General features: G+C 70.3%; 20 protein-coding genes and 1 pseudogene. 11 read left to right on the top strand and 10 right to left on the bottom strand.

Annotated elements, in window-relative coordinates:
* Positions 1–852 precede the first annotated feature (852 nt).
* The 4 genes from ettA to E1292_RS40780 all read left to right on the top strand — a co-directional run bounded on the left by ettA (position 853) and on the right by E1292_RS40780 (position 5,534).
* A complete protein-coding gene (gene ettA / locus E1292_RS40795) occupies positions 853–2,517 on the top strand; it encodes an energy-dependent translational throttle protein EttA (protein ID WP_132604349.1) in 1,665 nt (554 codons plus the stop codon).
* A gap of 917 nt (positions 2,518–3,434) precedes the next feature.
* A complete protein-coding gene (locus E1292_RS40790) occupies positions 3,435–3,947 on the top strand; it encodes a VOC family protein (protein WP_132604346.1) in 513 nt (170 codons plus the stop codon).
* Positions 3,948–4,002: 55 nt separating this feature from the next.
* A complete protein-coding gene (locus tag E1292_RS40785) occupies positions 4,003–4,410 on the top strand; it encodes a Zn-ribbon domain-containing OB-fold protein (RefSeq protein ID WP_132604343.1) in 408 nt (135 codons plus the stop codon).
* The gene (locus tag E1292_RS40780) at positions 4,407–5,534 is read left to right on the top strand and encodes a thiolase C-terminal domain-containing protein (RefSeq protein WP_132604340.1); all 1,128 of its coding nucleotides are present in this window, start codon (positions 4,407–4,409) and stop codon (positions 5,532–5,534) included. The genes E1292_RS40785 and E1292_RS40780 overlap by 4 nt, the downstream gene beginning before the upstream one ends.
* A gap of 236 nt (positions 5,535–5,770) precedes the next feature.
* Here the strand turns inward: E1292_RS40780 and E1292_RS40775 are convergent, their stop codons facing one another.
* From E1292_RS40775 to E1292_RS40765, 3 genes are read right to left on the bottom strand one after another with little or no spacing between them, the layout of a single operon-like run.
* Entirely contained in the window at positions 5,771–6,976 is a 1,206-nt protein-coding gene (locus E1292_RS40775) for a Cmx/CmrA family chloramphenicol efflux MFS transporter (RefSeq protein WP_132604337.1), read from the bottom strand.
* A complete protein-coding gene (locus E1292_RS40770) occupies positions 6,973–7,320 on the bottom strand; it encodes a thioredoxin family protein (RefSeq protein WP_132604334.1) in 348 nt (115 codons plus the stop codon). The genes E1292_RS40775 and E1292_RS40770 overlap by 4 nt, the downstream gene beginning before the upstream one ends.
* Positions 7,321–7,342: 22 nt before the next feature.
* On the bottom strand, positions 7,343–8,287 hold the full coding sequence (locus E1292_RS40765; protein ID WP_132604331.1) for an NAD(P)/FAD-dependent oxidoreductase: 945 nt from the start codon (positions 8,285–8,287) through the stop codon (positions 7,343–7,345).
* 92 nt (positions 8,288–8,379) lie between these two features.
* On the opposite strand from E1292_RS40765, the gene E1292_RS40760 reads away from it, so the two are divergent.
* Complete coding sequence (locus E1292_RS40760; protein ID WP_132604328.1) at positions 8,380–8,979, top strand: helix-turn-helix domain-containing protein; 600 nt, start codon at positions 8,380–8,382, stop codon at positions 8,977–8,979.
* A 123-nt stretch (positions 8,980–9,102) separates the two neighbouring features.
* On the opposite strand, the gene E1292_RS40755 is transcribed toward E1292_RS40760, so the two are convergent.
* Positions 9,103–10,257 (bottom strand): acyl-CoA dehydrogenase family protein, encoded by a 1,155-nt coding sequence (locus E1292_RS40755; protein WP_132604325.1) that lies wholly within the window; start codon positions 10,255–10,257, stop codon positions 9,103–9,105.
* Positions 10,258–10,365: 108 nt separating this feature from the next.
* Here E1292_RS40755 and E1292_RS40750 point away from each other — a divergent pair, with 108 nt between their 5' ends.
* The gene (locus tag E1292_RS40750; RefSeq protein WP_132604322.1) at positions 10,366–10,974 is read left to right on the top strand and encodes a TetR/AcrR family transcriptional regulator; all 609 of its coding nucleotides are present in this window, start codon (positions 10,366–10,368) and stop codon (positions 10,972–10,974) included.
* On the opposite strand, the gene E1292_RS40745 is transcribed toward E1292_RS40750, so the two are convergent.
* Together E1292_RS40745 and E1292_RS40740 are read right to left on the bottom strand one after the other, a co-directional pair.
* Positions 10,961–11,785, bottom strand: a complete 825-nt coding sequence (locus E1292_RS40745; RefSeq protein WP_132604318.1) for a MaoC/PaaZ C-terminal domain-containing protein — start codon at positions 11,783–11,785, stop codon at positions 10,961–10,963. The two genes, E1292_RS40750 and E1292_RS40745, sit on opposite strands and share 14 nt — an antisense overlap.
* A 1-nt stretch (position 11,786) precedes the next feature.
* Positions 11,787–12,686 carry an SDR family oxidoreductase gene (locus E1292_RS40740; protein WP_132604316.1) on the bottom strand — a complete coding sequence of 300 codons (900 nt, stop codon included), beginning with the start codon at positions 12,684–12,686 and terminating at the stop codon, positions 11,787–11,789.
* A 117-nt stretch (positions 12,687–12,803) separates the two neighbouring features.
* Here E1292_RS40740 and E1292_RS40735 point away from each other — a divergent pair, with 117 nt between their 5' ends.
* The 3 genes from E1292_RS40735 to E1292_RS40725 are packed head-to-tail and all read left to right on the top strand — an operon-like array spanning position 12,804 to position 15,786.
* Complete coding sequence (locus E1292_RS40735) at positions 12,804–14,183, top strand: MFS transporter (protein WP_246090677.1); 1,380 nt, start codon at positions 12,804–12,806, stop codon at positions 14,181–14,183.
* Positions 14,184–14,206: 23 nt separating this feature from the next.
* Entirely contained in the window at positions 14,207–14,626 is a 420-nt protein-coding gene (locus tag E1292_RS40730; RefSeq protein ID WP_439331946.1) for an acyl-CoA thioesterase, read from the top strand.
* Positions 14,623–15,786 (top strand): MFS transporter, encoded by a 1,164-nt coding sequence (locus tag E1292_RS40725; RefSeq protein ID WP_132604312.1) that lies wholly within the window; start codon positions 14,623–14,625, stop codon positions 15,784–15,786. Before E1292_RS40730 ends, E1292_RS40725 begins: the two co-directional genes overlap by 4 nt.
* Here E1292_RS40725 and E1292_RS40720 read toward each other — a convergent pair.
* From E1292_RS40720 to E1292_RS40705, 4 genes and pseudogenes are all read right to left on the bottom strand, one after another.
* Positions 15,781–17,289 (bottom strand): glycoside hydrolase family 13 protein, encoded by a 1,509-nt coding sequence (locus E1292_RS40720; RefSeq protein ID WP_132604310.1) that lies wholly within the window; start codon positions 17,287–17,289, stop codon positions 15,781–15,783. The two genes, E1292_RS40725 and E1292_RS40720, sit on opposite strands and share 6 nt — an antisense overlap.
* 24 nt (positions 17,290–17,313) lie before the next feature.
* A pseudogene (locus E1292_RS40715) lies at positions 17,314–17,688 on the bottom strand (globin); the annotation flags it as partial.
* Between the two features lie 43 nt (positions 17,689–17,731).
* Entirely contained in the window at positions 17,732–18,592 is an 861-nt protein-coding gene (locus E1292_RS40710) for a mechanosensitive ion channel family protein (protein ID WP_246090675.1), read from the bottom strand.
* A 559-nt stretch (positions 18,593–19,151) separates the two neighbouring features.
* Entirely contained in the window at positions 19,152–19,436 is a 285-nt protein-coding gene (locus E1292_RS40705; RefSeq protein WP_132604302.1) for a hypothetical protein, read from the bottom strand.
* A gap of 273 nt (positions 19,437–19,709) precedes the next feature.
* Between E1292_RS40705 and E1292_RS40700 the strand changes: the two genes are divergently transcribed.
* Together E1292_RS40700 and E1292_RS40695 are read left to right on the top strand one after the other, a co-directional pair.
* The gene (locus tag E1292_RS40700; protein ID WP_132604299.1) at positions 19,710–21,269 is read left to right on the top strand and encodes an NsdA family TPR-like regulatory protein; all 1,560 of its coding nucleotides are present in this window, start codon (positions 19,710–19,712) and stop codon (positions 21,267–21,269) included.
* Positions 21,266–21,754, top strand: a complete 489-nt coding sequence (locus E1292_RS40695) for a GNAT family N-acetyltransferase (RefSeq protein ID WP_132604296.1) — start codon at positions 21,266–21,268, stop codon at positions 21,752–21,754. Before E1292_RS40700 ends, E1292_RS40695 begins: the two co-directional genes overlap by 4 nt.
* The last annotated feature ends 6 nt before the right edge of the window (positions 21,755–21,760 follow it).

Below are 21,760 nucleotides of genomic sequence, written 5' to 3'. Positions count from 1 at the left end.
GCATTCCCGCCTGGGATCCCCGCCTGGGATCCCCGTCCGGGATCCCCGCCTGGGATCCCCGCCTGGGATCCCCGCCTGGGATCCCCGCCTGGGATCCCCGCCTGGGATCCCCGCCTGGGATCCCCGCCTGGGATCCCCGCCTGGGATCCCCGTCCGGGATCCCCGTCCGGGATTCCCGTCCGCTATCCCCGTCCGGCTGTCCCCCGCCCGCCATTGCCTGTCCGCCATTGCCTGTCCGCCACTCCCTATCGCCATTCCGACCGTCTGCCGTGCCCCCGCCTCTCCCGTTCCTGTGTCGACGTCTGCCTCCTCCGTTCCGGCCGGGTCGGGTCCCTGGACAGGGGGATGGTTCGTGGTTGGTCTGTGTGCTCGGTTCCGGTTGGTGTCGGCCGGGTCGGGGTCTCTGGACCGGGGGATGGGTTCGTGGGTTGGAAACGTTGAGCCCGGCCGCTCGCCCGGGGCCCTCGCCGACGTAGGTCCCGTTCTCGCCAAGCGCAGCCAGCGTGGCCTGGTGCCCAACACGTGCAGGCCCTGACCGATTTGGAACGGAACGGAACGCACAGACCAACCACGAAACCATCCCGGCTCAGAACCCGCCCCACCCGACACCAACCCGAACGGAACGCAGGACGCTGCTGGATCTGTTCTGGACGTCGATGTTCGGGGTGGTGCACGCTTTCAGTGGCGCCGGCTTCCCCTGGCCCGGTCGGGTTCGCGTTGTCTCGGCTCCCCGGGGCGTCGGCCTGTCCTGTGTGCCATCCGGCGGCCGTACACGTGTCTCGTGCCCACCCGGCCGGAGCCCGGCGGAGGGAGCGGCGGAAGCCTGGGCCGGGAGCCCCTAAGCTAGAGAGCATGCCGGAGTACATCTACACGCTGCAGCGCGTGCGCAAGGCGCACGGCGACAAGGTTGTCCTTGACGACGTCACCCTGTCGTTCCTGCCCGGAGCCAAGATCGGTGTCCTGGGGCCGAACGGCACCGGGAAGTCGACGCTGCTCCGGATGATGGCCGGCCTGGAGCAGCCGTCCAACGGCGAGGCGAAGCTCATGCCCGGCTTCTCGGTGGGAATGCTCCAGCAGGAGCCGCCGCTCAACGAGGAGAAGACCGTCCTCGGCAACGTGCAGGAAGGCGTCGCCGAGACGATGGCGATGCTCCAGCGCTACAACGAGATCGCCGAGCAGATGGCCACCGACTACAGCGACGAGCTGCTGGAGGAGATGGGCAAGCTCCAGGACCAACTGGAGCACCGCAACGCCTGGGATCTCGACAGCCAGCTCGAGCAGGCGATGGACGCCCTGCGCTGCCCGCCGCCCGACGCCGACGTGACGAAGCTGTCCGGTGGTGAGCGCCGTCGGGTCGCGCTGTGCAAGCTGCTGCTTGAGGCGCCCGACCTGCTGCTGCTCGACGAGCCCACCAACCACCTCGACGCCGAGAGCGTGCAGTGGCTGGAGCAGCACCTGGAGAAATACGCGGGCACCGTGCTGTCCGTCACCCACGACCGCTACTTCCTCGACAACGTCGCCGGGTGGATCCTCGAGCTCGACCGTGGCCGTCCCTTCATCTATGAGGGCAACTACTCCACCTACCTGGAGGCCAAGGCCCAGCGGCTCAAGGTCGAAGGGCAGAAGGACATCAAGCGGAAGAAGCGCCTCGAAGGCGAGCTGGAGTGGGTCCGCTCCAACCCGAAGGCCCGCCAGACCAAGAGCAAGGCCCGCCTCCAGCGCTACGAAGAGATGGCGGCCGAGGCCGACAAGCACCGCAAGCTCGACTTCGACGAGATCCAGATCCCGCCGGGCCCGCGCCTGGGCACCACGGTGATCAAGGCCGACGACCTCACCAAGGGGTTCGGCGACCGGCTGCTGATGGAGAAGCTGACGTTCGACCTGCCCCGCAACGGCATCGTCGGCGTCATCGGCCCCAACGGCGTCGGCAAGACCACGCTGTTCCGCATGATCACCGGCTCGGAGACCCCTGACAGCGGCTCCATCGTGGTCGGCGACACCGTCAAGATCTCCTATGCTGACCAGACGCGCGGTGGCATCGACCCCAGCAAGAACGTGTGGGAGGTCGTCTCCGACGGGCTCGACCACATCAAGGTCGGCAACGTGGAGATGCCGTCGAGGGCCTACATCGCGGCCTTCGGCTTCAAGGGGCCCGACCAGCAGAAGAAGGCGGGGGTGCTGTCGGGTGGCGAGCGCAACCGGCTCAACCTGGCGCTCACCCTCAAGCAGGGCGGCAACGTGCTGCTGCTCGACGAGCCCACCAACGACCTCGACACGGAGACGCTGTCGTCGCTGGAGAACGCGCTGCTCGACTTCCCGGGCTGCGCGGTGATCACCTCGCACGACAGGTGGTTCCTCGACCGCATCGCCACCCACATCCTGGCGTGGGAGGAGGGCTCGAACTGGTTCTGGTTCGAGGGCAACTTCGCCGACTACGAGAAGAACAAGATCGAGCGCCTGGGCGCCGACGCCGCCCGTCCCCACCGGGTCACCTACCGGAAGCTGCACCGGGAGTGATCCGCCCGTAGACCGGAGCGGTCCGTAGAAGAACATCATCCTTTACGGCACAGCCAAGGTCACGCCACCCGCCGACCGTGGTTGGTGGCGTCCAGGGTGACGCCCGCTGACCCGCACGCCGAGCCCGCCGTTACGGCGGGCTCGCCGGCCGTCTGGGTGGTGACACGGCATCGGCCCGGTGCGTCCCCCTGGTCTGGTGCCCTGCGCTGCCCTCCGGTCCGGTGCCCTCCGGTCCGGTGCCCTGCGGCCCGGTGTCCTGCGGCCCGGTGTCCTGCGGTCCGGTGTCCTGCGGTCCGGTGTCCTGTGGTCTGGTGCCCTGCGGCCCGGTGTCCTGCGGCCCGGTGTCCTGCGGTCCGGTGTCCTGTGGTCTGGTGCCTGCGGCCCGGTGTCCTCTGGTCTGGTGTCCTGCCGTCTTGTCTCCCGCGGTCTGGTGTCCTGCGGTGCCTTTCGGCCGATGTCCTGGGCTGCCCTTCGGTAAGTGCCGTTGGCGAGGAACCCGGACAGCACTCGCGCGGTGCCCTGCGGTCGAGGGTCCGCGTTCGCGGGTTCGCGTTCAGGGGTTCGCGTCTTCCGGTTCGCGTTCGGGGTTCGCGTCTTCGCCTTCGCGTCTTCGGCAGCGCATCCTTGGTCTCCTCGGCGTCCTCGCATGGTCGGCCGTTCACGGCGTACGAAACCTTCGGGTGAGCCGCCCATGGGCGCGACGACCACTATCAGCGGCACTCCTTGCCTGGTGAGGCGGCGACGTAGGCGGTGACCAGGGCGGCCGCGATCACGCCGCCGCCCGCCTGCGTTCTGCGAGCGGCTCCAGAGATCCCTGTCGGTGATGGCGTTCCAGGCATAGCCGCCCGTCAAGGCCGTGCGGCCCTAGCCCGCTAGAATGAGATTCTAGGATCGCCCCCACCTAAAGGAGCTGCGCGTTGGATCTCGAACTCGACGGCCTCGACGTGTCCTTCGACCACACCGCCGTGGCCGCTCCCCGGATCAGGGATCTGCTGCCGGTCTACCGCGACCTGCTGGGAGGCCGGCATCTGGGCGGCGGTGGCGACAACCGGATCGCCGGCTACCGCACGCTGCAACTCACGTATGCGAACGGCGGCAAGGTCGAGCTCATGGAGCCCCTGGCCGGCTCCACGTTCTTCGACAGCTTCTTCGAGCTCACCAGGGGCAGGGGTGGCGTTCACCATCTGAACTTCCATGTCCGCGACCTGGACGAGGCGGTTTCCAGGCTGACCGCCCGCGGCTACCGGCTGCACGGTCTCAACACGGCCGACCCGCGCTGGCGTGAGGTGTTCCTGCACCCGAAGGAGGCGCATGGGGTGCTGATCCAGCTCGCCCAGCCAGGACCGCGCCTTTCTGACGAGCTCCGCCCGGCGCTGGAGGAGGTGCTGTCGGGTCATGGCAGGAACGGCGACGGTGTCCCGAGCCCTTGAAGGGCCGCACGTACTGGATCTAGAGTGAGATTCTAGAACCAGATGGGGGAGGCCGATGAAGCCGGCACCTAAGCCCACGCCCGAGACCCAGCCGTTCTGGGACGGCACGGCCGCGGGCGAGCTCAGGATCCAGCGTTGCCAGACGTGCGCGCGGCACTACTTCTATCCGCGGCCGAGCTGCCCCCACTGCGGCGGCGACCAGGTCGAATGGGTACGCGCCAGCGGCCGCGCCACCCTCTACTCGTACGTGATCAACCATCGGCCCGCCCCCGGTTTCGAGGACGATGCCCCCTACGCGATCGCGGTGGTCGAGCTGGAGGAGGGCGTGCGCATGATGAGCAACATCGTTGGCGTTCCCAGCACCCCCGAGAACCTGCCGCTCGACATGGAGTTGCGGGTGGTGTTCGAGCAGCGGGGGGACGTGCACGTGCCCCTCTTCGAGCCTGCTGGAGGCCGGGGATGACCGTGGTGATCGCGGGCGCCGCCGAGACCGATGCGCTGGGCCGCCTTCCCGGCCATTCGACCATGCAGCTCCACCTGGAGGCCGCAAGGAACGCGCTGGCCGACGCGAGCATGACAAAGGACGACATAGACGGCATCGCCACGGTCGGAACCCCGGGCCCGATCCAGATCGCCCACGCCCTGGGTATCACCCCCGCCTGGCTGGACGGCACGGGCGTGGGCGGCTCGTCGTTCCTCTTCCACGTACGCCACGCCGCCGCCGCGATCCGCGCCGGCCTGTGCCGGACGGTGCTGATCACCCACGGCGAGTCCGGAAGATCACGGGTGGGAGCGGGCCGGTACGGGATGGGCCCCGACTCGCTGCTCGGCCAGTTCGAGCTGCCGTACGGGGGGGTGGGCCCGCCGACGTCGTTCACGATCACGGCTCTGCGCTACATGAAGGAGACCGGCCTGACGCACGAGCAGCTGGCGGAGGTCGCCGTGGCCCAGCGCCGGTGGGCCCGTCTCAACCCGCGCGCCCTCTACCGCGACCTGATCACGGTGGACGACGTGCTCGCGTCGAGGATGGTGGCGTACCCGTTCCACCTCCTGGAGTGCTGCCTGGTGACGGACGGCGGCGGCGCCCTGATCGTCACGTCGGAGGAGCTGTCCCGCAGGCCGCCGGTCTACCTGCTGGGGTCGGGGGAGTCGGCGGAGTCCCCGATCATCTCGCAGATGGAGGACTTCACCACGTCGAAGGCGTTCCGGCTCTCGGGCGAGGCGGCCTTCGCCGAGGCCAAGATCGGCCATGACGACGTGGACCACCTCATGGTGTACGACGCCTTCGCCCACGTGCCGATCTACGGCCTGGAAGACCTGGGGTTCGTCGGCAGGGGAGAGGCCGGCGCCTTCATCGCCGAGGGCCACACGTCACCGGGCGGCCGCCTCCCCCTGAACACGAACGGCGGCGGCCTGTCCTACACGCACACGGGGATGTACGGCATGTTCGCCATCCAGGAGTCGGTGAGGCAGTTGCGCGGTGAGGCGGCGGCCCAGGTGCCGGGGGCGGAGGTCGGCGTGGTGCTCGGCAACGGCGGCATGTTCGCCTCGGCCGCCACCTTGATCCTCGCCAACCGCCTTCCCTGACCCCGCCGTCATCGCCGAGCGCCCTGACCCCTTCTGACCCCTGTCCTCGCCGAGCGCGCGGCCTCCCCGATCCGTTGGGTCCTCGCCGAGCGTGGCTTCCCCGACTCCGCTGAGTGGCTCGCCGAGCGTGGCCCACCCCGGCCTTGTCTGGTGCGTCGTCGACCATCTCCTGTGCCCCCACCGGCCCTTGCCCCACATCCCGGTCCCAGCAGCGCGAGGCGGTGTCACGGCGACCCTCAACCCTGGCGCGGCCCGCGACGGGAGATCATCCGGTCGGTGAGGACGGCCGGCACGACGGCCGCCGCCAGGCCCGCGCCGATCCACGTGACGGAGGTGATGCCCGCGCCGGCGTTGAGCGCCGCCCCGGCGAGCGCCGGGACGAGGCTGATGCCGAGCTGGAACGCGGAGACGGTGGTGGCCCCGGCAAGCGTCGGCGCGTCTGACGCGATGGCGAACACCCGAGCGTAGATGGCCGGGTTGAGTACGAAACCGGCGACCCCGAGCAGCAGGACGAGGGGGATGACGGCCGGCGCGTGCCGCGCGAGGACCGCGAGCAGGAGGGAGCCGGCCAGGATCCCGGTCGCCCCGATGAGCAGTGCGCGAGTGGGCCACCGATCGGCGATCCGGCCTCCGATGGACAGGCCGATGAAGGCGCCCACGCCGAACAGCGCGAGCACCGCGGGGACCCACACGCCGGGAATGCCGGTGACCTCGGTCAGGAACGCCGCGAGGTAGTTGAACGAGATCATGTAGGCGGCCGTGCTCAGGACGGTGGCGGCGTAGACCACCCACAACTGCGGTTGCCGCATGGTGCGAATCTCGCGTCTGACGCTGGGCTCCCTGGCCGCGGTCGTCGCGGGCAACGTCAGGAGGGTCAGTACGGCCCCGGCCGCGGTGAGGGCCGCCACACCCCAGAATCCGCCCCGCCAGCCCGTGAAATAGCTGAGCGACGCGCCCGCCGGACCACCGGCGATCATCGCGAGGCTGAGCCCGCTGACGACGACTCCCGAGGCACGTGCGGTGCGGTCCGGCGTGACGAGGCCGATCGCGGTGACGGCCGCCACGGCCCAGAACCCCGCGTAGGCGAGGCCGCAGAGGAGGCGGGTGGCGAGCAGTACCGGGTAACTGTCGGTGAGCAGGCCGATCGCCACGGAGCCGGCGAAGACGGCCTGGGTGCCCACCAGCGTGGTCCTTCGGGGCCAGCGCAGCGTCATGACGGCCAGGGGAGGACCGCCGACGACGACGCCCACGGCGAACGCGGAGATCAGCGCGCCGGCCGACGGCAGCGTGATGCGGAGGTCGTCCGCGACGGCAGGCAGGACCCCCGCGATCAGGAATTCCGCGCTGCCCATCGCGAAGAGGCTGAACGCGAGCAGGTAGACGCCGAGCGGCAGTCTCCCTCGGGTGGCCGCGCCCCGCCGCCGTGCCGTGTCCACGCTCATCGAGCGTCGCCTCCTTTCCTCAGGGCCGAGGCCACCTGCTGCTCAAGGATGTGCTGCGGTGCCGCGCCGACCAACGAACCCGCGGGCCGGCCGCCGGCGTGGACGGCGAGGGCGGGAGCGGCCGTGACGCCGTGCCGGGCCGCCAACTCCGGCTGCTCGTCCTGGCGGATCTTCACGACGTCCGGTTCGGCGGCGAGCCGTTCCACGATGGGGATGTCCACCCTGCAGGAATGACACCAGGTGGTCCAGAACTGGATCAGAACGGGATGCTCCGATCGGAGGGCACGTTCGGCGAACGTCTGGTCGGTCACGCTGTCCACCGGGCGATGGGCGGGTGCGGGCATGTGCGGAACTCCTTTCCGGGTGTCAGAGGGTGGTGGCGGCCTGGGCGCGGCGCCGTTCGAGGGCGCGGTCGACGTCCTCGTCCAGCAGGTCGGTGTTGATGGCGAAGGCGGCGGCGGCCCCCATGCCGGCCGCGGTGATGACCTGGGCGCGCGGGTCGGCGACGTTGCCCGCCGCCCAGACGCCGGCGACAGTGGTCCGGCCGGAACGGTCGGTGGAGACCAGGCCGCCGCCGTCCTTGCCGCAGCCCAGCCGGGTGAGCAGGCCGTCGTGCGGGACCATGCGGGGAAAGAGGAAGGCGGCGACGCTGGGGACGGCGCGGCCGTCGGTGAGCTCGATGCCGCGCAGCCGGTCGTCCTCGACGACGAGCCGCTCGATACCGCCCTCGACGATGCGCAGGCCGCGCGCCGCCAGCCGGTCCCGGTCCTCTGCAGCCAGGTCCAGCGTGTGGGGGAAGAAGACGACGTCGTCGCTCCACTGGCGCAGGAGCAGGGCCTGGTGAACGGCGCCCGGGTGGGTGCCGAGGACGGCCAGGGGCCGATCCCGTACCTCGTAGGCGTGGCAGTACGGGCAGTGCAGCACGTCCTTTCCCCACCGTTCGCGCACGCCGGGGAGGTCCGGCAGCTCGTCGCGCAGTCCGGTGGCGACCAGGATGCGGCGGGCCTGGAGCACCTGCCCGCCCGCCAGGCTGACGGAGTAGCCGTGATCGAGCCGTTCGACGCGGCCCTGGACGAGCCGGACGCCGTACCGGGTGATCTCGGCGCGGCCGAGTTCGAGCAGGGTCGCCGGCGGCAGGCCGTCGCGGGACAGGAATCCGTGCAGGTGCGCGGCGGGCGCGTTGCGCGGCTCGCCGGCGTCGACCACCACCACACCGCGGCGGGCCCGCCCGAGGATCAGGGCGGCGTTCAGTCCGGCCGCCCCGGCTCCGATCACCACAACGTCGTGGCGCTGCGTGTCCTTCATGATCATGACGATCACCTCCGCGCCCGATGATGCGTTCCCCGGTGTCGAACCGACAACTGGCGTTGCCATTTCTGGGACGGAGGCGGTGCAATGAGGGCATGGACGGACAATCTTCGATAGCTGCCACGCTGGCCCAGGTCGGCTCGCGCCTCAGACGTGTCCGCACCCGGCGCGGCGTGACGCTGTCGGCGCTGGCCGAGGCCACCGGCATCTCCAAGAGCACGCTGTCGAGGCTGGAGGCGGGTCAGCGCCGCCCGAGCCTGGAACTGCTGCTCCCGATAGCGCAAGCCCATGGGGTGCCGCTGGACGAGCTCGTCGGCGCGCCCGAGGTGGGCGACCCGAGGATCCGCTGCAGGCCCCGCGTCCGCAACGGCCGCACGGTGATCCCCCTGACCACCCAGCCCGGGCCCCTCCAGGCGTGGAAGTCGATCATCCCGGCCGAGCAGAACCGGCCCGACCCGTGCACGCATGAGGGCTACGAGTGGATGTACGTCCTGTCCGGGCGCGTACGGCTCATCGTGGCCGGTCACGACCTGGTCATGGGGCCGGGTGAGGCCGCGGAGTTCGACACCCGCCTGCCGCACTGGTTCGGCCCCGCCGGTGAGTCCGCCGTGGAGGTCCTCAACCTGTTCGGCCGCCAGGGGGAGCGCATGCACATGCGGGCCAGGCCCCGCGCTCAGGAGGAGGCGTCGCCGTGAACGCCGCCGCCGGGACCGTGCGGGCGCGGCCGGGGGCGGCCGTCCCCTCCCGCAGCGCCCCCGGCACGGCGGCGGCAAGGGGCGATCGCGCGCGGATTGGCCGGTGCCCCGGCCGGCGTGCGGTCACTCCCCGATCAGGCCGAGCCTCGCGTGCCCCTTGATCAGGTTGCGCGCGATCGTGCGCCGCTGGATCTCGTCGGTGCCCTCGAAGATGCGCAGCAGCCGCAGTTCCCGGTACCACCGCTCGATCGGCAGTTCCTTCGTGTACCCCATGCCGCCGTGGATCTGCAGCACCCGGTCGACCACCTGGTTCGCCATCACGGCCCCGTTGAGCTTGGCGATCGACGAGGCGTGCCGCGCGTCCAGCCCTTCCCGCACCCGCCACGCCGCGTACAGCGTCAGCCACTTCGCGGCCTCGATCTCGACCTGCGAGTCGGCGATCATCCACTGGATGGCCTGGTACTCCGCGATCGCCCGCCCCATGGACTTGCGGATCGTGGCGTAGTCGACGGCCATCTGCAGCATGCGCTCGGCGGAGCCGATGGCCCGGGCCGGGATCATGTAGCGTCCCTGCCCGATCCACTCCATGGCCAGCTCGAAGCCTCTGCCCGGCTCGCCCAGGACGTTCTCCTCCGGCACCCGTACGTCCTCGAACACCAGTGAGGCCGGGCCCCACTGCCCCATGGTGGGGATCGGCTCGGAGCGCCAGCCCATGTCCCGGTCCACCAGGAAGCACGTCACCCCGTACGGCTCGGCCACGGCGAACACCATGACGAAGTCGGCCTCGTTGCCGCCCGTGATGAAGGTCTTCTCGCCGTTGACGATCCACTCGGCGCCGTCCCTGACGGCGCGGGTGCGGATGTTGCGGGCGTCGGAGCCCGCGCCCGGCTCGGTGATCGCGAAGCAGGAGCGGCGCTCGCCCTCGATGGTGGGGATCAGGTAGCGGCGCTTCTGCTCGTCGGTGCCCGCGTAGAGGATGTTGTCGGCGCTGCCGCCGAACGAGAACGGCACGAACGTCCTGCCGAGCTCCATGGCGATGATCGCGGACATGATCGGGCCCAGGGCGGCGCCGCCGTATTCCTCGGGGGTGTTGATGCCCCAGAAGCCCGACTTCCTGGCCTTGGCCCGCAGGTCGCGAAGGACGTCCGCGTCCAGCGCCGGGCGGCCCTCGCGCTCGTTGCGCAGGACCTCGGGCTCGAGCGGCATGACCTCCTTCTCCACGAAGGACCGTACGGTGTCGCGGATCTGGCGTTCCTCGGTGGTGAGCGAGAAGTCCACGGCCGCCTCCTGGGAATTTCTAGAACATCTCTCTAGGAAGAGGTTCTAGCCGATGGGGCAAGGTGTCAAGAATGAAATTCTAGAATTGAACGCGGTAAGATGGCCCGCATGGCACGCAAGTCCTCGTGGGAGTGGAGCCGTACGGCCCAGACCCGCAAAAGCATGCTGCAGGCGGCTCGCGAGGTCTTCAGCGAGCACGGCTTCGCCGAGTCCAACGTCGCCGAGGTGGTCGCCCGCGCCGGGTCCAGCGTCGGCAGCCTCTACCACCACTTCGGCGGCAAGACCGAGCTCTTCCTGGCCCTCTACGAAGACCATCAGGCGGCGCACGAGCAGGCGTCGGCCGCCAGCGTGGCCAAGGCCAGGAAGTCCGGCGTCGACGACCCGGTCGAGCTGCTCATCGCCGGCGCCCGCGCCTACCTCGACGGGGCGTGGGAGCGGCGCGACCTGGTCAGGCTGTTCATCGACGGTGACGGGCCGCCGGGGTTCGACCTGCTGCGGCGCACGCGGGGCAGGGAGTGGGTACGCCAGAACGCCGTCCTGCTCGGGGCCGGCGGCGACGCGCTCGCCCGGTTCACCGTGGCCGTGCTGACCAGCATCATCGGCGAGGCCGCCCGCGAGGTCGCCACCTCCGACACGGAGGAGGAGGCCAGGGAGGTCATCGAGGCGGCGATGAAGCTGATCCGCCGCCTCGACCCCCTCAACGTCACCGACGGCTGATCGTGGCGCGGCCGCGGTCGATCACCACGGTGCCGTCGTCCTTGGCGGTCCTGAAGTGCACGTTCTCGCCGTCCACCCAGATCGACACCGTGAGCGACTCCCCGGGGAGGACGGGGCTGGTGAAGCGCCCCGACATCGCCTGGAAACGGCCGGGGTCCGATCCGGCCACCGCGTGCAGCAGAGCCCGCCCGGTCACGCCGTACGTGCAGAGCCCGTGGAGGATCGGCCGGTCGAAGCCCGCCCTGGCGGCGAACTCGGGGTCGCTGTGCAGCGGATTGCCGTCACCGGACAGCCGGTAGAGCAGCGCCTGCTCCGGCAAGGTCGGATAAGTCACCTTGTGGTCGGGCGCCCGGTCCGGCAGGACCCACGCGTCGCGCGGCCCCCGGTCGCCGCCGAACCCGCCCTCGCCCCTGATGAACACCGCGCTGCGGCTGGAGACGACCGGCTCGCCCGTGTCGAGGTCCACGGCCCGCGCCTCGGAGGTCACCAGCGCGCCCGAGCCCTTGTCGTAGATGCCGGTCACCTTCGAGGTCGTCCGCACGCCGCCCGCCGGGGGCAACTCCCTGTACAGCTCGAAGCCCTGCTCGGCGTGGACCAGCAGGGCCGGGTCGAAGTCGCCCAGCCGCCGCCCCGGCGACTGCGCGGCCAGCACCGCGAACGTCGGCAGCACCCGCTGCCCCTTCTCCGTGGTGAACTCCAGCTCCGAGGTGCCCGCGCCGACGCCGAGCGCGTACAGCATGGTGTCCCTGGTGGTCCAGGTGCGCTCGTGGGCCGGGCCCTCGACACCGATGAGGGAGTGGTCGAGCGGCATGTCAGTCCTCCCGCCCGGGGATGCGGCCGTTGGTCATCGCGTTGGGCGCGGCCTTGTCGATCAGGGCGGGGATGACGCCGCCCAGCTCGGCCGGGTCCCACCGGGAGCCCTTGTCGACGCCCGGCCCCGCGTGCCAGCCCTCGGCGACGCTGATCGCGCCCCCGCGCACGTTGAACACCCGGCCGGTGACGCCGCGGGCCTCGGCGCTGGACAGCCAGACCACCAGGGGCGCGATGTCGTCGGGGTCGGCGCCCGTGACGCCGGCGGGCATGAGGCTCTCGGTCATGCGGGTCAGCGCGGCGGGAGCCACGGCGTTCACGGTCACGCCGTAGCGCTCCAGTTCTCTGGCCGCGATGACGGTGAGGCCCGCGATGCCGGCCTTGGCGGCGCCGTAGTTGCCCTGCCCGGGGTTACCGTAGATGCCGGAGGACGAGGTGGTGTTGATGATCCGGGCATCCACGTGTTCGCCCGACTTCGCCTTGGCCCGCCAATAGGCGGCGGCATGGCGCAGCGGTGCGAAGGTGCCCCGGAGGTGCACCCTGATCACCGCGTCCCACTCGTCGGGCGTCATGTTGACGAGCATCCGGTCCCGCAGGATGCCCGCGTTGTTGACCAGCACGTCGAGGCCGCCGAAGTGGTCGACGGCCGAGCGGATCAGCCGCTCGGCGCCGTCGAAGTCGGAGACGTCCTCGCCGTTGACGACGGCCTGGCCGCCCATGGCCTCGATCTCCGCCACCACCTCGGCGGCCGCCCCGGACGAGCCGGTGCCGTCGACCTCGGCGCCCAGGTCGTTGACCACCACCTTCGCCCCTTGCCTGGCGAACTCGAGCGCGTGCCCACGCCCGATGCCCCTGGCCGCGCCCGTGACGATCACCACGCGGCCTTCGACGATCCCGCCCATCCGACACCTCGCTCCTCGACCGGCTGACGAAATAAGATTCTAGTATCAAAATCTAGAAAGGACAGGCCCTTGCCGGCTGCGACCCCCTTAGGCCATGCGTGGCGAACCTTGTCGGTCGTGAGCCTGGCCAGCGTGCTGACCGGTCTCGGCGGCAGCGCGATGAACGTCGCCCTGCCCGAGATCGCCAGGCACACCGGCGCCGACGCGACGGCCGCGGGCTGGATCCTCCTCGGCTTCCAGTTGACCACGACCGTGCTCATGGTGGTGTTCGGGCGGCTGGCCGATCTGTTCGGCCGGCGCCGGATGTACCTGCTCGGGCTGGCGACGTACACGGTGGCCGCGCTGCTGGCGGGCCTGGCGCCGAACGCGTGGGTGATCGTGGCCATGCGGGTGGTCCAGGCGGCGGGCGCCGCCATGCTGCTCACCAACAGCGCCGCCCTGGTCAGCGACGCGTTCCCGCGCGAGCGGCTGGGGGAGGGCATGGGGGTCTACGTGGCCTCGTTCTCGATCGCCGGGCTGATCGGGCCGACGCTGGGCGGGGTGCTGGCCGACGGTCTCGGCTGGCGCTGGGTGTTCTGGTTCAACGTGCCGATCGGGGTGATCTGCCTGGTGTGGGGCGCGCTCGTGCTGCGCGGGACCGTCCCCGACCGCCGCGATCGCGGGCTCGACCTGCCCGGGAGCGTGCTCGTGCTGGTCACCCTGGGCGGGCTGCTGCTGGCGCTGTCGGAGTTCACCCGGCTCGGCTGGGGGCACCCGGTGGTGCTGGCCGGGCTCGCGTGCTTCGCCGTGGGGCTGCCGTTGTTCCTGGTCAGGGAGCGGCGGGCCGCGCACCCGGTCGTGGACATGAGCCTGTTCCGCGACCGGGCCTTCTCCTTCGGCACGCTCGCGTCGTTCCTCAACGCCGTCGCGCGCATGGGCATGGTGTTCCTCGTCGCGCTCTACTTCCAGGCGGTGCGCGGTGACGATCCCGTACAGGCGGGGTTGAAAGTGCTGCCGCTGGCCATCGCGGCGATGACCGCGTCGGTGGTCTCGGGCTTCCTGCAGCGCCTGATGAGCGCCCGCACCCTGGCCGTGGCCGGGGCCTCGGCGACCACCTGCGGGCTGGTGGTCATGCTGGTGGTGATGTCCTCGACCATGCCGTACGCGGCGGTGGCGGCGGGGCTGGTGCTGATCGGGCTCGGCTCGGGCGTCTTCATGCCCTCCAACACCACCGCCATCCTGGACGGCCTGCCCTCGGCGCGGCTCGGCATCGTCAACGCCATGCGGCTCATGCTGCAGAACACGGGGAACGTGGTCGGCACCGGCCTGGTCCTGTCGATCATCACCGCGCCGCTCCCCGCCGCGCTGCACGAGCAGGTGTTCGCGGGCACGCTCTCGCACCTGCACGGCGGCGCGGTCGAGCAGCTCGTGACCGGCTACCGCTGGGCGCTCGCCGCCATGGCCACCGTCTCCGTGCTGACCGTGCTCGCCTGCCTGGCCCGCCGCAGGGCCTCCTGACCGGGGCGGGTACGGTGACTGGCGTGGTTGAACGCACTCCGGCCCAGCGCCACCTCTACCCCCGAGTGGTGAGATTCGCCGACGTCGACTCCCAGGGGCACGTGAACAACGTGCGCTTCCTCGACTACCTGGAGGACGCCCGTTTCGGCATGTTCCACATCGATCCGCACAACGCGGGTGACGAGCCGTTCAAGGGCCTGGTGGTCACCCGGCACGAGATCGACTACCGCCGCCCGCTCGGCTTCCGCGCGGAGCCGGTGCGCGTCGAGACGTGGGTGACGGAGATCAGGCCGGTGCGCTTCACCCTCGCGTACGAGATCCGCGACGACGAGGCGGTCTACGTCACCGCCACGTCCGTGCTCGCGGCCTACGACGTCGAGCGGGCCGCCCCGCGCAGGCTCTCGGAGAGCGAACTGGCGTACCTCAAACGTTTCTCCGCATGAAACGCTGGCTGATGCTGGCGCTGGGGGTCAACGCCCACGCGAGCGTCACGCTGGGACTGTTCGGCCTGCCCCTCGTCATTCCCGAGATAGAGCGACATTTCGGGGTTCCGCTGGCCGTGGCGGGGATCATGGCGAACGCTCCCTCCCTGGGCGTCCTGGTCGCGCTCGTGGCCTGGGGCGCGCTGGCCGACCGGCACGGCGAGCGGCTGATCCTGGGCACGGGCGTGGGGCTGGCCGCCGTGCTGTTCGCCGCCGTCGCGTTCGCCGGCCAGATCTGGGCGGTGATCGGGCTGCTGGCCCTGGCCGGGGCCGGGGGCTCGGCCGCGATGGTCGGCGGCGGGCGCATCGTGCTGCGCTGGTTCGAGCCGCCGGAGCGCGGCCTCGCCATGGGACTGCGCCAGGTCTCCTTCACCCTCGGCATGGCCGCGGGGGCGTTCGTGCTGCCGCCCATCGCGCAGGCGCACGGCCTGGCCGGCGTGCTGTTCGTGTGCGCCGGCACGAGCCTGCTGGCCGCCGTGCTGGCCGCGATCTTCCTGGCCGAGCCGCCGCGCGCGATCTCCGTGCCGGGCGCGGCGCCGCAGGGCTGGCCGTACCGGCAGCCGGCGCTGTGGCGGGTGCACGCCACCAGCGCCCTGCACGTGCTGCCGCAGATCGTGGTCAGCACGTACGGCGTGACCTGCCTCGTCCGCCTGTACGGATGGGACGAGGTGGCGGCCGGCCGGCTGTTCGGCGTGGCGGCGATCGCCGGGGCCGCGGTGCGCATCGCGGCCGGTCGCTGGTCCGACAGGGTCGGCCTGCGCATGCGGCCCCTGCTGCTGATCACGGTCTGCAACCTGGGCGTGATGGCGCTGCTGGTCACCGGCACGCTCTCGGGCACCTGGCTCGGGCCCGCCATGCTCGCTGTGGCCGCGGTGATGACCGTGGCCGGCAACGGGCTCGCCTACCTGACGGCGGGCGAGCTCGCCGGGCCCACGTGGGCGGGCCGGGTGCTCGGCACCCACAACACCGTCCAGAACGTCGTATCCGTCGTCGCCACGCCGATGGCCGGCGTGCTGATCACGAACGTCGGGTACTGGGCCGCCTTCGCCGCAGGGCTGGGAGGCGCGCTGCTCTCGCTGCCCGTCATCCCGTTCCGCGGCGAGGACGGCGAGCGGTTATGACGCGCGGCGCAGCCATACGGCCGTGTCGGGCGGCAGCAGGTCACCCCGCAGCGGCCCGCTCGCCAGCAGCACCTCGTCGTGCTCCGGCAGGCGCACGGGCCGGGCGCCGCAGTTGAGCGCGCAGATCAGCGGCCCGCGGGTGAAGAAAAGCACTCCCTCGGGAGACTTCAACCACTCCAACGTATAAGGAATGGATCGCGCCAGGTCACGGCGGCAGGCCAGGGCCCTCCGGTAGAACTCGAGCGTGGATCCGGCGTCCCCTTCCTGCTTCTCGACGCTCAGCTCCGCGAACGCGGCCGGCTGCGGCAACCACGGCCGAACCCCGCCGGGCGCGAACCCGTGGGAGGGCGGATCGACCGTCCACGGGATCGGCACCCGGCACCCGTCACGGCCGGGCAGCTCGCCCTTCGACTGGAAGAAGACCGGGTCCTGCCTGGCCGCGTCGGGCAGATCGTTCACCTCGGGCAGCCCCAGCTCCTCGCCCTGGTAGAGGTAGGCCGAGCCGGGCAGCGCCAGCATCGTGAGCAGCGCCGCCTTCGCCCGCTCCAGCCCGGTCACGGGGTCGTCGGCCGCGTACCGGGTGCGGTGGCGTACGACGTCGTGGTTGGACAGCACCCACGTCGCGAACGGGACGGTGGAGAGCGTGTCGTCGATCACCTTCCGGAACGCAGGCGCCGACCAGGGCGCCTGCAACCAGGCGAAGTTGAAGCTCTGGTGCAGCTCGTCGGGCCGCACGTAGAGCGCGAGGTCCTCGGAGCTGTCGGTCCACACCTCGCCCACGGCCATGCGCTCGCCCGGATAGCCGTCCAGCACCTTGCGCCACTCGCGGTAGACGCCGTGCACCTCGGGCTGCCCCCACACCGGGGAGGTCGCCTTGAACGACTGGTCGCCGACGTCCGGCAGCCCTTCGGCCTTGTAGAGCCCCATCGCCACGTCGATGCGGAACCCGTCGACCCCGCGGTCCAGCCAGAACCGCAGGATGTCGAGGAACTCCGCGTGCACCTCGGGGTTACGCCAGTTGAAGTCGGGCTGCTCCGGCGCGAACAGGTGCAGGTAGTGCTGGCCGTCCTCGACCTGCGTCCAGGCGGACCCGCCGAAGGTGGACTGCCAGTTGTTGGTCCGGTCGCGGAAGAGGTAGCGCTCGCGTCCCTCGCCGCGCAGCGCCGCCTGGAACCAGGGGTGGGCGGAGGAGCTGTGGTTGGGCACGATGTCCACGACCACCCGCAGCCCGTGGTCGTGCGCGCCGGCGACCAGCGCGTCGAAGTCGGACAGAGTGCCGAACATCGGGTCGACGCCGCGGTAGTCGGCGACGTCATAGCCGCCGTCGGCCATGGGCGAGGGGTAGAACGGCGTCAGCCAGATGGCGTCCACCCCCAGCTCGCGCAGGTAGGGCAGGCGCTCGCGCACCCCGGCCAGGTCGCCGACGCCGTCACCCGAGGCGTCGGCGAAGCTGCGAACGTAGATCTCGTAGACGACGGCATCACGCCACCAGGGGATATCCATGTGGCGTGTCATGCCCCGTTATGTGGGTGAGTTCACCAGGCTGTGGGCCGCGTAGACCAGATAATCCCAGAGCCGGGTCTCCAGTTCGTCCGGCAGATCGAGCGAGTCGACCGCGTCGCGCATGTGCCGCAGCCAGGCGTCGCGCTCGGTCTCGCCGATCACGAACGGAGTGTGGCGCATGCGCAGGCGGGGGTGCCCGCGCTGCTCGCTGTAGGTCTTGGGGCCGCCCCAGTATTGGATCAGGAAGCCCCGCAGCCGCTCTTCCGCCCCCGTCAGGTCGGGCTCGGGATAGAGCGGCCGCAGCACCGGGTCGTCCGCGACCCCCTCGTAGAAGCGCTGAACGAGGCGCCGGAAGGTCTCTTCGCCCCCGACGGCGTCGTAGAAGGAGGTCTCAGTCACGCTCACCAGCCTAGGGTGTGCCTCGTGTGGTGGTGCATCGCGCTCACACCGCGACCATGGTGACGCCCGCGTCGTCGAGGGCCGCCTTGACCCTGATGCGCATCTCCCTGGCCACCTCGGCCTGCTCGTTGGGCAGCGTCTTGGCGGTGATGCGGAACACCACCGAGCTGTCGGAAAGCTGCTCCACGCCGAACACCTGCGGCTGCTCCAGGATCTTGCTCTCGCGCAGCTCGGGGTCGGCCCAGATCTCCTTGGCCAGGTGCTCGAGCAGCACCCGCACGCTGACGATGTCGGCGTCGTAGGCCACCGGCACGTCGACGTAGGCCCGCGACCAGCCCTGCGACTCGTTGCCGACCCTGGTGATCGTGCCGTTTCGGACATACCAGACGCGCCCATCGGCGTCGCGCAGCCGCGTGATGCGCAGGGTGACGGTCTCGACGGTGCCGACCGCGGCGCCCACGTCGATCACGTCGCCCACGCCGTACTGGTCTTCGAGCAGCATGAACATCCCGGCGATGAAGTCTTTCACCAGTTCCTGCGCGCCGAAGCCGATGGCCACGCCGAGAATGCCGACGCTGGTCAGCAGGGGAGCGATCGGGATCGTCAGCCGGTCGAGCACGGTCAGCACCGCGGTGCCCAGGATGACGATCGAGGCGACGTGCTTGAGCACCGAGCCCATGGTCTCGGCCCGCTGCTTCCTGCGTTCGCGGAGCAGCGCGTCGATGCCGTCGGTGGCGGCGCCCTTGCGGAAGCGGCTGGTGATGGAGCTCTTCGCGGCCGCGCGGTGGACCACCCTCGTGATCATCCGGTGTGCGATCTTCCGGAGCACGAACGCCAGCACGATGATCAGCACGATGACGATCGCGCTGGCCGCGATGGGTGCCCAGACCGCATTGTCGAACATCCCGACGAGGGTAGAGCACACAGGATCCTTGGTACAGATCCCGGCCATGTCCTGGACCACCTTCTCCGGGTCCGGCAGCCCGCTCGACGGTGAGGCGGGTGGCGGCGACGGTGTCACCAGCAGTAACAAAGGTGGATCCCCCTCCAGAAGCGGTTCGGTCGGCTCTTTGGACCGTTGCGATCCAAAATACCGCCGACCGAACCGCCCGCCGTCACATCACGCCGGGGAAGACGGGGTCGTCGGCTCTCTGGGCCGCGGAGGGAGAGAGCGACGCTCCGATGACGGACGGCTCGGCAAGGGACAGGCACCCGGAAGCATGTCCCTTACCGGTTCCGGGAGGGATCCCCCCCAACACCCGCCCGGCGGGCCGGGAGGGTGGCTTCGCGGGTACGGCGTGCGGGCCGTACCGGTCGCAGTCAGGTGTGAGGCCAGAACCGGCGGAGTGACCAGGACCCCACATGCGCGGGACCCTCCGCACCGGTCACTCCGCCGGCCCTGTGAGGCCGCCGTGGATGCGGTGTGCCGCGGTGGCTGCGCTCCACCCGGCCCACCGCGTCGATCATTCCGCCACGGCGGCTAGCACGCGGGCGACTTTCGTCGCGGCACCGGCCGGGTCGTCGGCCGTGTGCATCCGTTCGCCCCAGGACCAGCAGTACCACCAATCAGGCATATCGGACACAGTGGCCGGCCTGCAGGTGACGTTCTCGGACAGGCTGGTCGCGTTCGGGTTGATGACCCGTACGAACCTGCGACCGCTCTGGCTCTGGACCACTCGTGCGAGCAACCCATGAGCGCCCAGTTCGGATACGAGTCGCTCCAAGTGCTCGAAGTCGTCGTCCCCCACCGTTCGTCCTCCCTACCAATCGCCGCTGGTGGGCCAAAGATGTCTCATGTCAACAGCGGACGCAACGAGCTTGGGCGGCTACAGGGAGTTGCTCTTCTCCCAAGGGATATAAGAAACAGCCCCGGGGAGGACGATCCTCAACCGTAGGCTGGCGGAGGGCGTTTTCAAACCCGTCGTCTCTGGTTCATAGTCATGGGTAGGCGCACAGCAATCTGAGGGCTACGCTGAGTCACCAGTTGCGGACCGGTCGAGACTTGTTTGGAAGGGGCCGGGATGTCCGGCAGACAGCACAGGGAAACGGAGATCGCCCGGCGGATCAGGGCCAAGGGCCTTGCCGCCGGGCGCACTTCGGCCCAGATCGCGGATGAGATCCACGAGGCTTGCGCGTCGCAGTTCAGCACGACCCGCATCAAGGCGCACCGGTTGTCCTACGGGATCGCCCTGGCCGATGTCATCGAGCAGGTCAGGGCCCTGTTCGAGCGCGACTCCAAACCGACGCCGGGCATCGGCGAGACGCTGCTCTCGGCGTACGAGAGCGGGTTGAAACGCCCCGGACCCGAATACCTCCACTACCTGTGCTCGGTCTACCGCGTCGAGCCCGCCGCCCTCGGCTACGACGGGCCGTGCATCTGCGGCCACGGCCACGCGCACCGCGCGGCGGGTGCGCTCGGCGGCTCCGAGGCCAAGGACCCGCCGGCGCTGCTGCCGACGGAGCGTGAGCTCAACATCCACCCCATGGTCACCGAGCCGGAGGCGCAGGAGGACGAGAACGTCCTTCGGCGCACGATGTTAAATCTGCTCCACACCGACACGAACCTCACCAAGGCTCTCGACGGGGTCGTGCTCGGAGCGTGCGAGGGCATCAGGCGGCGCATGGACGAGACGCTCGTCTCGGCCACCGTGTCGGCCGCGATGCTCGACCAGTGGGAAGAGGCGACGATCAGCTTCGGCCGCCAGTACACGACGACGGCTCCCCTGAGACTGCTGTGCGACGTGCTGCTCGAGCTGAGCGCGGTCCGTACGGCGATGTCCCGCCGCCAGCCCATCGACCTGCAGGAACGATTGTGCAGGATGGCCGCGCAGCTGTCCGGGCTGAGCGGCATGATCATGATCAACCTCGGCGACCACCGCCTGGCCCGCTCATTCTTCCGCACCGGGCGCACCGCGGCAGACGAGACCGGCGACCGCGCGTTGCGCGCCTGGATCACCGCTCGCGAGTCGCTCGTCCCCCTCTATTTCGGCGACGCCCGCGAGGCGCTCAACCTCGCCAAGAAGAGCCGCGACCTGGCCGGCTCGATGCCGTGCGCCGCGCAGGCCATGGCGCCGGTCGTCGAGGCCAGGGCGCTGGCCATGATGTCGGGGGGCGACAGCAAGAAAGAGGTCGTCGACCAGGCCAAACGCGCGCTGTCGAGGGCGCGCAGCGCCTTCTCCCACATGAAGAGCGAGGACCGGGAGGACGTCGCCTTCGGCTACACCGAGAAGCAGCTCTACTTCTACCAGGGCGACGTGCTCACCAAGCTCGGTCAGACGATCGAGGCAGAGGTGGTGCTCGGCCAGGCGCTGACCAAATACCAGGACCACATCCTCGACCAGACCCTGATCAGGCTCGACCAGGCCCAGTGCCGGCTGATCGACGGCGACGTCAAGGAGGCGCTGGCGATCGGCACCAAGGCGCTGCGCCTGTTGAGCGACGAATATCTCACCGACTTCATCGTGCGGCCGGCGCTGGCGCTCGAGCAGGCGATCGCGTCCCGTGACGCCAACGCCCCAGGCCTCGAGGACTACCGCGCCGAGTTGCGGCGGTCACGGGCCCAGCTGAAAGGGGGCGCATGAAACTGAAGATCCGGCGTTACCGATGGTCCGATCTCGACACCATCCTCACCCTCCACCAGATCTGCCTGGCGCAGGTGGGCCTGGTGCCCGGCGACGGCGTCTACTACGACGACGATTTCCCCCGCATCCAGGAGATCTATCTGGCCTGCGGCGGCGACTTCCTCGTCGGCGAGGTCGACTCCCGGGTGATGGCCATGGGCGGGCTGAAACCCGTCGACACGTGCACGGCCGAGATCTGCCGGCTGCGTGTCCACCCCGATTTCCAGCGGCGTGGCTTCGGTGAGGCCATGCTCGTCACCCTGCAGCAGCGCGCCGTGGAGCTCGGCTTCGAGCGCGTCAGAGGCGACACCACGCTCAACCAGGAGGCCGCGCTGGCGCTCTACGCTCGCCACGGGTGGCGCGAGCTCTCCCGGCACAAGGTGGGCAGGCTCGTCGTGGTCAACGTCGAGAAGGTGCTGACCCCCGGCGTGCCCCTCGACCGCTAGCACCCC

Origin of the sequence: Nonomuraea deserti (assembly GCF_004348685.1) — a bacterium.
In the GTDB taxonomy this organism is placed as follows: domain Bacteria; phylum Actinomycetota; class Actinomycetes; order Streptosporangiales; family Streptosporangiaceae; genus Nonomuraea; species Nonomuraea deserti.
The sequence above is the reverse complement of the archived record's forward strand: the minus strand, read 5'-3'. Positions and strand labels throughout refer to the sequence as shown.

Bases quoted from the DNA above. Each gene is read 5' to 3' on its own strand.
- E1292_RS40740 (WP_132604316.1), bottom strand. From the start codon at position 12,686: ATGGGCGGGATCGTCGAAGGCCGCGTGGTGATCGTCACGGGCGCGGCC.
- E1292_RS40700 (WP_132604299.1), top strand. From the start codon at position 19,710: ATGTCCGGCAGACAGCACAGGGAAACGGAGATCGCCCGGCGGATCAGG.
- E1292_RS40745 (WP_132604318.1), bottom strand. From the start codon at position 11,785: ATGCCGCTCGACCACTCCCTCATCGGTGTCGAGGGCCCGGCCCACGAG.
- E1292_RS40775 (WP_132604337.1), bottom strand. From the start codon at position 6,976: ATGAGCGTGGACACGGCACGGCGGCGGGGCGCGGCCACCCGAGGGAGA.
- E1292_RS40710 (WP_246090675.1), bottom strand. From the start codon at position 18,592: ATGTTCGACAATGCGGTCTGGGCACCCATCGCGGCCAGCGCGATCGTC.
- E1292_RS40725 (WP_132604312.1), top strand. From the start codon at position 14,623: ATGAAACGCTGGCTGATGCTGGCGCTGGGGGTCAACGCCCACGCGAGC.
- E1292_RS40780 (WP_132604340.1), top strand. From the start codon at position 4,407: ATGACCGTGGTGATCGCGGGCGCCGCCGAGACCGATGCGCTGGGCCGC.
- ettA (WP_132604349.1), top strand. From the start codon at position 853: ATGCCGGAGTACATCTACACGCTGCAGCGCGTGCGCAAGGCGCACGGC.
- E1292_RS40785 (WP_132604343.1), top strand. From the start codon at position 4,003: ATGAAGCCGGCACCTAAGCCCACGCCCGAGACCCAGCCGTTCTGGGAC.
- E1292_RS40765 (WP_132604331.1), bottom strand. From the start codon at position 8,287: ATGATCATGAAGGACACGCAGCGCCACGACGTTGTGGTGATCGGAGCC.
- E1292_RS40720 (WP_132604310.1), bottom strand. From the start codon at position 17,289: ATGGATATCCCCTGGTGGCGTGATGCCGTCGTCTACGAGATCTACGTT.
- E1292_RS40770 (WP_132604334.1), bottom strand. From the start codon at position 7,320: ATGCCCGCACCCGCCCATCGCCCGGTGGACAGCGTGACCGACCAGACG.
- E1292_RS40760 (WP_132604328.1), top strand. From the start codon at position 8,380: ATGGACGGACAATCTTCGATAGCTGCCACGCTGGCCCAGGTCGGCTCG.
- E1292_RS40695 (WP_132604296.1), top strand. From the start codon at position 21,266: ATGAAACTGAAGATCCGGCGTTACCGATGGTCCGATCTCGACACCATC.
- E1292_RS40750 (WP_132604322.1), top strand. From the start codon at position 10,366: ATGGCACGCAAGTCCTCGTGGGAGTGGAGCCGTACGGCCCAGACCCGC.